Origin of the sequence: Clostridium sp. AM43-3BH (genome assembly GCF_003479985.1) — a bacterium.
Classification (GTDB): domain Bacteria; phylum Bacillota; class Clostridia; order Lachnospirales; family Lachnospiraceae; genus Otoolea; species Otoolea fessa.
The window spans coordinates 296,537-305,166 of the sequence record NZ_QUIH01000005.1 but is presented as its reverse complement, the minus strand read 5'-3'; the positions used below and the strand labels follow the sequence as shown (position 1 = coordinate 305,166).

Here is an 8,630-nt window from a genome sequence, read left to right as displayed (position 1 = left end):
GAAAAGCAGGGATGGGAGGTTGTGGCAGTCTATCAGGACGATGGCTTCACAGGTCTTAATATGGAGCGTCCTGATTTACAGAGAATGTTGAGAGCCATTGAGCGCAGGCAAATCAACCTTGTCATCACGAAAGACCTCAGCCGACTGGGGCGTAACTATCTGCAAACCGGGCATTTGATTGAGGACTTTTTCCCAAGAAATGGTGTCCGCTATATCGCCATGAATGACGGTATCGACACCCTGCGGGATAACAACGATATTGCCCCGTTCAAGAATATCCTGAACGAGATGTACAGCAAGGATATTTCCAAGAAAGTCCATTCCTCTTATCTTCTGAAAGCGCAGAAAGGACAGTTTACCGGGTGTCTTGCCCCGTTTGGGTATCGGAAAGACCCGGAGGACAAAAACCATCTGCTCATTGACGAGGAAACCGCCCCGATTGTGCGGCTGATTTTCGGATATGCCCTGAACGGTCATGGTCCGAACTATATCCGCAGACGGCTGGAGGAAGAAAAAATCCCCTGCCCCACATGGTGGAACCGGGAACGGGGGCTTCGCAATACCCGAACCAAATGGGAAAAGAAAGACCCGGAAAACGGACGGTATATGTGGGACTTCTCCGTTATCAAAGACCTTTTGATGAATCCCGTTTACACCGGGGCGATTGCTTCCCAGAAAAAAGACTACCGTTTCAAAATCGGCACGATTGGGGAAAAGAAGCCGGAGGACTGGATTGTAGTGGAGGGACAGCATGAACCGCTGATTGACCGCATGAGCTTTGACATTGTGCAGAACAAGCTGAAATCCCGCCAGCGTCCGGGGCAGACCAATGAAATCAGCCTGTTTGCCGGACTGATAAAATGCGGCGAGTGTGGGAAGTCGCTGACGATACGCTATACAAACGCAAAACATCCCCAGCAGATTTATTCCTGCAAGACCTACAATGCCTTTGGAAAGAACCACTGCACCCAGCACCGGATTGACTATGACACCCTTTACAGCCATGTGCTGCGAAAAATCCGGGAATGTGCCAGAGCTGCCCTGATGGACGGGAAAGCGGTTGCCGACCGCCTGACTAATACCTGTGAAGCCGAGCAGCGGGAACAGCGGGAAGCAATGGAACGCTCCCTTACAAGGGACGAGGAACGGATTGAGGTTCTGGATAAAATGGTCATGCGGCTTTATGAGGATATGATTGCAGGGCGTATCAGTGAGCAGAATTTCAACACCATGCTGGAAAAGACACAGACCGAGCAGACGGAGCTTAAAGCAAAAGTGTCCGAGGGCAGGAAGCGGCTGTCCGATGAAGCCCAGCTTGCCAATGACGCAAAACAATGGGTGGAAGCCATTCAGGAATATGCCAACATCACAGAGCTGGACGCAGCCACCCTTAACCGCTTAATCAAAGAAATCGTCGTGCATGAGCGCATTGACGAAGATAAAACAAGACACATTTCTATCGAAATTCATTTTAATCTCAAACCCATCCCAGAGGTGGAACAGGTCACTGCCTGACCTGTCCTACCGGGACGGTTCTCTTAAAAACACCATATAGATTTTTTGTACGCCGCCGCCCGCCATCGAGCAGAGTTTTACACCTAATTGGGGATAAAACAGCTCATGGCTGGCGGCGGTGTTGCCCTCATCGGCACCACCCTTGTACCTCTGCTCTCCGGACTGTTCGGTTAATCACAAAACAAGGAGGTAATCGCCTTTGGACAGCATACTCCAACAGATCACAGACTGGCTGAAAGAAATGCTCGTTTCAGCTATTATGGGAAATCTGTCGGGGATGTTTGAGTCCGTCAACAACCAGGTTGGCGAGATAGCAACCTCCGTTGGCATGACCCCGGCGAATTTTTCGCCGGGTGTCTTTGCCATGGTACGAAACATCTCCGAGTCAGTGATTATCCCAATCGCAGGCTTGATTCTGACCTTCATTGCCTGTTATGAGCTAATTCAGATGATTATTGACCACAACAATCTGGCAAATTTTGAAACCTGGATCTTCTTCAAATGGGTGTTCAAGACTTTTGTTGCGGTCATGTTAATCACAAACACATTCAATATCACGATGGCTGTGTTTGATGTGACACAGCACGTTATAAACGCAAGCGCCGGTATCATATCCGGAAATACTGCCATAGATGCTTCGGCATTGGAAACAATGGAAGAAACGCTGATGGCAATGGATTTGGGTCCTTTGCTCGGCTTGTTCCTGCAATCCTTTATCGTGCAGGTCACGATGTCCGCTTTGGCAATCATCATCTTTGTGATCGTCTACGGTCGAATGATTGAAATTTATCTGATGGTCAGCCTTGCCCCGATTCCGCTTTCCACTTTTGGAAACAGAGAACAGAGCAATATCGGACAGAATTATCTGCGTTCGCTGTTTGCAATCGGATTCCAGGGATTCCTGATTATGATCTGCGTGGGCATTTATGCGGTGCTGATTCAGTCTATCGCATTCAGTGATGACATCATCGGTTCTATCTGGGGTGTTATGGGCTACACCGTCCTTTTGTGCTTCACCCTGTTTAAGACTGGTTCGCTTGCGAAGGGTGTATTCAGCGCTCACTAAGGGAAGGAGGAAATTGTTTGGCAGCGTATATTCCCGTACCTCGTGACCTGACGAGGGTAAAAACAAAAGTGTTCTTCAATCTGACGAAACGGCAGTTACTTTGCTTTGGTGCGGCGGCGCTCATCGGAGTGCCGATTTTCTTTCTGGTCAAAGCAACCGGAAATGTGAGCCTTGCAGCACTGTCCATGATGATCGTCATGTTACCGTTGTTCTTTCTGGCAATGTATGAAAAGGATAGTCAGCCGTTGGAAGTGGTTGTAGAACACTTCATTCAGACCAAATTCGTTCGTCCCAAGGTTCGCCCTTATCAGACGGACAACTATTATGACGCTTTGATGCGTCAGTACAAACTGGAAAAGGAGGTTGAACGAATTGTTTTTCAAAAAGAAGCCACAGGCAAGAAACATCAAAATGCCTGCAAATCTGAATCGGAAGCAGCAGCGAGAAATTAAAGCTGTTGTGGAACGGGCAAAGAAGGACAACGGTATTCCGCAGACTGCACAGCAGTCCATTCCCTTTCAGAGAATGTTCCCGGATGGCATCTGCCGTGTCACTGACAGTTATTACACCAAGACCATTCAGTTTCAGGACATCAACTATCAGCTGGCACAGCAGGAAGATAAGACTGCCATCTTCGATGAGTGGTGCAGTTTCCTGAATTTCTTTGACAGCTCCATTCACTTTGAGCTTTCCTTTATGAACCTGAGTACCGATGCTGAAAGCTTTGAAAAGAGTATCCGTATCCCGTTCAAGAAGGACAGCTTCAATCCCGTCCGTGCCGAGTATAGCCAGATGCTGAAAAAGCAGTTGGCGCAGGGCAACAACGGCTTGACCAAAACCAAGTACCTGACATTCGGCATTGAAGCCGAATCCATGCGGCAGGCAAAGCCGAGACTCAACCATATCGAAAACGATCTGCTCAATAACTTTCGGCGTTTGGGTGTCATTGCCACTACCATGAACGGCAAAGAGCGGCTGCATCTGATGCACTCTATGTTCCACATGGGTGATAATGATAAGTTCTTCTTCGATTGGAAGTATCTTGTGGAATCCGGGCTGTCCGTAAAGGACTTCATTGCTCCGACGGCGTTTGCCTTTAAGACCAACCGCACCTTCCAGATGGGCAGTATCTTCGGTTCGATGTCTTATCTGGCAATTACGGCATCAGACCTGTCTGATCGTATGCTGGCGGATTTTCTGGATATGGAATCCACGCAGATCGTGACCATGCACATCCAGTCGGTTGACCAGACTGCGGCGATTAAGACCATCAAGAGAATCATCACCGAGCTTGACCGTTCCAAAATCGAGGAACAGAAAAAGGCTGTGCGTTCTGGCTATGACATGGACATTATCCCATCTGACCTTGCTACCTATGGTAAAGATGCGAAGTCACTTCTGAAAGAATTGCAGAGCCAGAATGAGCGAATGTTCATGGTGACATTTCTGGTGCTGAACACCGGGCGCACCGAGCAGGAACTGGAGAACAATGTGTTCCAGGCACAGAGCATCGCCCAGAAGCATAACTGCAATCTGCGTCGTTTGGATTTTCAGCAGGAATCCGGACTGATGAGCAGCCTGCCTTTGGCACAAAACCTGATTGAGATTCGTCGTGGCCTGACTACCAGTTCCACGGCTATTTTTGTGCCTTTCACCACGCAGGAGCTGTTCCAGAATGGTGGAGAAACGCTCTATTACGGGCTGAATGCTCTGTCGAACAACCTTATCATGGTGGACAGAAAGAAGCTCAAGAACCCCAACGGACTGATTCTGGGTACTCCCGGTTCCGGTAAATCCTTTTCCGCAAAGCGTGAAATCACCAATGCGTTCCTGGTTACGGATGACGATATTATCATCTGCGACCCCGAAGCGGAATATGCGGCTCTGGTTCACAAGTTCAATGGTCAGGTGGTAAAAATCAGCTCCTCCAGTACCAACTATATCAACCCTATGGACATCAACCTGAACTACTCTGAGGATGACAACCCGGTAGCACTGAAAGCTGATTTTATCCTGTCCCTCTGTGAGTTGATTATGGGCAGTAAGGATGGCTTGCAGCCTATCGAAAAGACGGTTATCGACCGTTGTGTGCATCAGATTTACCAGAGATATTTCGACAATCCTGCCCCTGAGAATATGCCGATCCTTGAGGATTTGTATGATGCCCTTCTGAAACAGGACGAAAAGGAAGCCCACCATGTAGCGACCGCCTTGGAAATCTATGTTAAGGGTTCTCTGAAACTGTTTAACAACAGAACCAATGTGGATATTCAGAATCGTCTGGTGTGCTTCGACATTAAGGAGCTGGGCAATCAGCTGAAAAAAATCGGTATGCTGATCGTTCAGGATCAGGTCTGGGGGCGTGTAACTGCCAACCGTTCTGCCGGTAAATCGACCAGATATTATATTGACGAGTTCCATCTGCTTCTGAAGGAAGAACAGACGGCAACCTATTCCGTAGAAATCTGGAAGCGATTCCGTAAATGGGGCGGCTTGCCGACCGGTATTACTCAGAATGTCAAAGACCTGCTTCGTTCCCCGGAGATTGCCAACATCCTCGAAAACTCTGATTTCATCTATATGCTGAATCAGGCAAGCGATGACCGAAGTATTCTGGCACAGCGGTTGAACATTTCGCCGCATCAGCTGTCCTATGTAACCAACTCCGGTGAGGGCGAAGGACTTCTGTTCTATGGCAATGTGATTCTGCCGTTCATTGACCGATTCCCGACAGATCTGGAACTGTATCGCATTATGACCACGAAGTTAAACGAGGTGGCACAGGAAAAGGAGGCGTAATGTATGGCGAAAAGACCTACACGACTCCGTTTTACCGAAGATGACCTTGCAGATTCTCATGTGAAGAAAGCTGCCGACCGTGCAGATAAGGCGGTTGATAGGGCTGAAAAAGCGGCAGACAAATTGGCTTCTAAAAAGGCAAAGCCGAAGCTAAAGCTGGAAACAGATGCAGCCGGTTCCCGTAAAGCAAAGCTCCGTTTTGAAAAAGCGGAGTTTACGGAAATCGAGCGCCCATCTGTGGCAAAGCACATGGCAAGCCGTGGTGCCGCAGTCACGCTCACATCCAAAGCACATCGGGCGGTGTCAGAATATGAGGATGATAATATCGGCGTTCAGGCTGTGCAGGAAACGACCAAGGCTGTTGAATCCACTGTCTATACCGTCGATCATGCCGTTTACAGTCACAAGCTGAAAGCCTACGACAAGGCGGAAAAGCTGGTTGAGAAGTCAGATAAAGCAAATGTAAATGCCCTGTATGAGAAGTTCAAAAAGGACAACCCCGATGCCGGTTCCAATCCCTTTTCCCGTTGGCAACAGAAAAGGGCAATCAAGAAAGAATATGCTGCCGCCAAAGCCGGTAAGAATACCGCTTCGACAACGGCTTCTGCATCTAAGGGTGCAGGCAAGGCAACGGGCAAAGCAGCTCAGGGAGCCAAGAACATCACAGAAAGAGTAACGGAGTTCTGCACCACACACTCTAAAACGATTCTGTTTGTTTTGATTGCCGGACTGCTTTTTATGATACTCTCAGGGATGTTCTCGTCTTGTTCGGCTATGTTCCAAGGCGGCACACAGATCATTCTGGGAACTTCTTTTACTGCAAAAGAGGAAGATATTATTGGTGCGGACAATGATTACAAGGCTTTGGAAGCTGCGCTCCGCAATAAAATCAATAATATCGAGCGTACTCATAGCGGATATGACGAGTACCGGTATGACCTTGATGAAATCAACCACAATCCTTATGAGCTGGCGGCGTATTTGACGGTGAAGTTTGAGGATTACACCAGAGATGAGGTGCAGGCTACCCTGCAATGGCTATTTGAGCAACAATATGAGCTGACCCTGACGGAAGTAGTAGAGATTCGTACACGAACAACATCTTCTACTGATCCCGAAACGGGAGAGACAACAACAGAGGAAGAAGATTACGAATATTATATTCTGAATGTGAAGCTCAGAAATAAGGGCTTGAACAGTGTGATTTCAAATTCCGGCTTGTCGGAAGATGATATGGAGCGATATAGAATTTTGCTTCAGACAAGGGGCAACAGACCGGATATTTTCGGAAATGACATTTACGCCACCCCTGGCGGCGAGTACACCGATTATGATATTCCGGGCGAAGCGCTGACAGACACAAGATTTGCCAATATGATTCGGGAAGCTGAAAAATATCTGGGATACCCGTATGTGTGGGGCGGCAGCAGCCCGTCTACCTCCTTTGACTGCTCCGGATTTGTTTCCTATGTAATCAATCACTGCGGAAACGGTTGGAGTGTTGGTCGTTTGACCGCAAACGGTTTGATGGGCGTATGCGACATTATCCCGAAAAGCTCTGCCAAACCGGGAGATTTGATTTTCTTCCAAGGCACTTATGATACCTCCGGTGCATCACACGTTGGTATCTATGTTGGCAATGGTATGATGATCCACTGCGGAAACCCCATTTCCTACGCTTCTATCGAATCGAATTACTGGCAACAGCATTTTTACTGCTTCGGCAGAATCAGAAACTAAAGGAGGGATGGCGATTGAGTGCCAAGTTAGACAGAATAGGTGCAGACCTTGAAAAAGCCCGTAAGAAACGGGCAGAATGGGATGCTAAGGTGAAAGACCTGGAACGCAGATACCGTGAGGAGGAAAATTCCGAAATCCATGAGATGGTTCATGCTGCGAACCTGAATCCCGAACAGCTTTCCGAGCTGCTCCGTATGTTTGCTGCGGATATGGCTCCGAAGCCTGATACGATCAATACTATGAATGAGGAGGAAACGCAGAATGAGATTTAAGAAAATTGGAGCCGCATTGCTGGCGTGTGCAATGTGTTTTGGCGTGTTTTCTACAACGGCATTTGCCTATGTAGATGAAAGCGTAGCGACTGAAGAACCTGCGGTCGAAGAAAAAGTTCCCGAAACAGAGCCGGAGGAGCCGATGCTACCGCTTACTCCCGACGGCAATCTGACTTTGGTTGATGACGCTGGCTCGCCTACGAAAAGCGGAAAGCAGTTCATTACCGCTGTAACCAAAAACGGAAACTACTTCTATATCATCATTGACCGTGATGATAAGGGCGAGGAAACCGTGCATTTTCTGAATCAGGTGGATGAAGCCGACCTGCTCAAGCTGATGGACGAGGAAGAAGTTGCAGAGTTCACCAAGCCGGTTGAGGAAACAAAGCCGGAAGTAGTTGAAACAGTTCCTGAAATTACAGAACCGACACCGGAGGAAAAGCCGAAATCCACAAATATGCTCCCGGCGATTCTTACTCTGATTGTGCTTGCCTGTGGTGGTGGATTCTTCGTATTTAAGAAAGTCCAGGAAAAGAAGAAGGCACAGGAAGCGGCAAAGCCTGACCCAGATGCTGATTATGTGGACGATGACGAGGACTATGGGTACGATCCGGAGTTTGAGGACGACGATGAAGATAGCTCCGTCGATGAAGATGATAATGAACCTGTGTAAACAGGATAGGCTTGATGCCTGGGGCAGCCTTCGGGTTGCCTTTACATAGTTTCCGCTTTCAAAAAATAAAAAAATTTGCGTTTTTGAAAGTGACATCTTGCATATACTATTAGCAGACAGTATAATAAGTACAGCGAAGCGGTTTCGAGAAATGAAAAAACTTCAATTTTTGAAAGCGGGTGACTATATGAAAACAATCACGAGAGCAAAATATCTCGATAGAATCATTGAACTGAATGGTACTCCTGACATCAAGATCATCACGGGCATTCGTCGATCTGGTAAGTCCAAATTGATGCAGGCGTATATTGCGTATCTGAAAAGCAATTTTGAAAACATCAATATTATCTTCATCGACTTCATGGATTTGGCGTATGAAGAAATCAAGGAATACCATGCCTTACACGCCTATGTGGAAGAACATTATCAGGAAGGAAAAACGAACTACCTGTTTGTAGACGAGGTTCAGATGTGTCCCAAGTTTGAGTTGGCAATCAATAGCCTGTACTCTAAGGGAAAATACGACATCTATGTAACAGGCTCTAATGCTTTCCTGTTGAGTGCA

Annotated in this window: 8 protein-coding genes and 1 pseudogene; all 9 read left to right on the top strand. The window is 47.6% G+C overall.

What is annotated here, in order from left to right:
• A partial coding sequence (locus DW931_RS10300; RefSeq protein ID WP_118626963.1) for a recombinase family protein occupies positions 1-1,515 on the top strand: 1,515 nt, incomplete at its 5' end.
• Between the two features lie 90 nt (positions 1,516-1,605).
• Positions 1,606-1,689 (top strand): annotated as a pseudogene (locus DW931_RS10295) (Maff2 family protein); the annotation flags it as partial.
• A gap of 25 nt (positions 1,690-1,714) precedes the next feature.
• Positions 1,715-2,581 (top strand): VirB6/TrbL-like conjugal transfer protein, CD1112 family, encoded by an 867-nt coding sequence (locus DW931_RS10290; protein ID WP_002304374.1) that lies wholly within the window; start codon positions 1,715-1,717, stop codon positions 2,579-2,581.
• A gap of 17 nt (positions 2,582-2,598) precedes the next feature.
• Positions 2,599-3,033 (top strand): PrgI family protein, encoded by a 435-nt coding sequence (locus DW931_RS10285; protein WP_002304375.1) that lies wholly within the window; start codon positions 2,599-2,601, stop codon positions 3,031-3,033.
• Positions 2,993-5,380 carry a VirB4-like conjugal transfer ATPase, CD1110 family gene (locus DW931_RS10280; RefSeq protein WP_002588967.1) on the top strand — a complete coding sequence of 796 codons (2,388 nt, stop codon included), beginning with the start codon at positions 2,993-2,995 and terminating at the stop codon, positions 5,378-5,380. Before DW931_RS10285 ends, DW931_RS10280 begins: the two co-directional genes overlap by 41 nt.
• Before the next feature lie 3 nt (positions 5,381-5,383).
• Positions 5,384-7,120: a C40 family peptidase gene (locus DW931_RS10275; RefSeq protein ID WP_002304377.1), complete on the top strand. Its 1,737-nt coding sequence runs from the start codon at positions 5,384-5,386 to the stop codon at positions 7,118-7,120.
• Positions 7,121-7,134: 14 nt separating this feature from the next.
• Positions 7,135-7,392 carry a DUF4315 family protein gene (locus DW931_RS10270; RefSeq protein ID WP_002304378.1) on the top strand — a complete coding sequence of 86 codons (258 nt, stop codon included), beginning with the start codon at positions 7,135-7,137 and terminating at the stop codon, positions 7,390-7,392.
• Positions 7,382-8,065, top strand: a complete 684-nt coding sequence (locus DW931_RS10265; RefSeq protein WP_002578950.1) for a DUF4366 domain-containing protein — start codon at positions 7,382-7,384, stop codon at positions 8,063-8,065. The genes DW931_RS10270 and DW931_RS10265 overlap by 11 nt, the downstream gene beginning before the upstream one ends.
• A gap of 151 nt (positions 8,066-8,216) precedes the next feature.
• A partial coding sequence (locus DW931_RS16250; protein WP_243036938.1) for an AAA family ATPase occupies positions 8,217-8,630 on the top strand: 414 nt, incomplete at its 3' end.

What these genes read in the sequence shown, in the direction of transcription:
- DW931_RS10280 (WP_002588967.1), top strand. Translation starts at nt 2,993, where the DNA reads ATGCCTGCAAATCTGAATCGGAAGCAGCAGCGAGAAATTAAAGCTGTT.
- DW931_RS10275 (WP_002304377.1), top strand. Translation starts at nt 5,384, where the DNA reads ATGGCGAAAAGACCTACACGACTCCGTTTTACCGAAGATGACCTTGCA.
- DW931_RS10265 (WP_002578950.1), top strand. Translation starts at nt 7,382, where the DNA reads ATGAGATTTAAGAAAATTGGAGCCGCATTGCTGGCGTGTGCAATGTGT.